This window comes from Oleiphilus sp. HI0128 (genome assembly GCF_001635365.1).
Genome location: NZ_LWGG01000462.1, coordinates 1 through 753, shown reverse-complemented (window position 1 = coordinate 753; position 753 = coordinate 1). Strand labels below are relative to the sequence as shown.

At 49.4% G+C, this 753-nt stretch carries 1 protein-coding gene; it reads left to right on the top strand.

Going from position 1 to position 753, the window contains the following annotated elements:
• A partial coding sequence (locus A3763_RS05640; RefSeq protein ID WP_304440792.1) for a DNA gyrase subunit A occupies nucleotides 1-753 on the top strand: 753 nt, incomplete at both ends.

Sequence of the window (753 nt, the reverse complement as noted above, 5' to 3'; positions counted from 1 at the left end):
GCTTCGTGAATACACCGAGAAAGCTTATTTAGACTACTCAATGTACGTCATTCTTGATCGTGCATTGCCACATGTTGGGGACGGCTTGAAGCCTGTCCAGCGTAGAATCGTTTACGCTATGTCCGAATTGGGCTTGAAGGCGACAGCCAAGTACAAAAAGTCTGCTCGTACGGTGGGTGATGTCTTGGGTAAGTTTCACCCTCATGGAGACAGTGCTTGTTACGAGGCAATGGTCTTGATGGCGCAGCCCTTCAGTTATCGCTACCCCCTTATTGACGGACAAGGAAACTGGGGTTCTCCGGATGACCCGAAGTCTTTTGCTGCGATGCGATATACCGAGTCAAGGCTGGCTCCTTACGCAGATACACTTTTAGCTGAGTTAGGTCAGGGCACCGTAGAGTGGGCGCCAAACTTTGATGGCACCATGGATGAACCTAAAACTCTGCCAGCACGCTTACCTAATTTGCTATTAAACGGTACCACGGGTATTGCCGTGGGTATGGCAACTGATATTCCACCACATAACCTTAGGGAAGTGGCGAGTGCTTGTATTCGCTTACTTGATGACAGCAGTGTCAGCAATGAGCAGCTTGCTGAGAATGTTCTGGGGCCGGATTATCCTACTGGTGCCGAGATCGTGACGCCTCGTACTGAGTTATTGAATATCTACGAAACGGGCAGAGGCTCGATTCGTATGCGTGGAATTTACCACAAGGAAAACGGCGATATTGTGGTAAGTGAATTACCGCACCA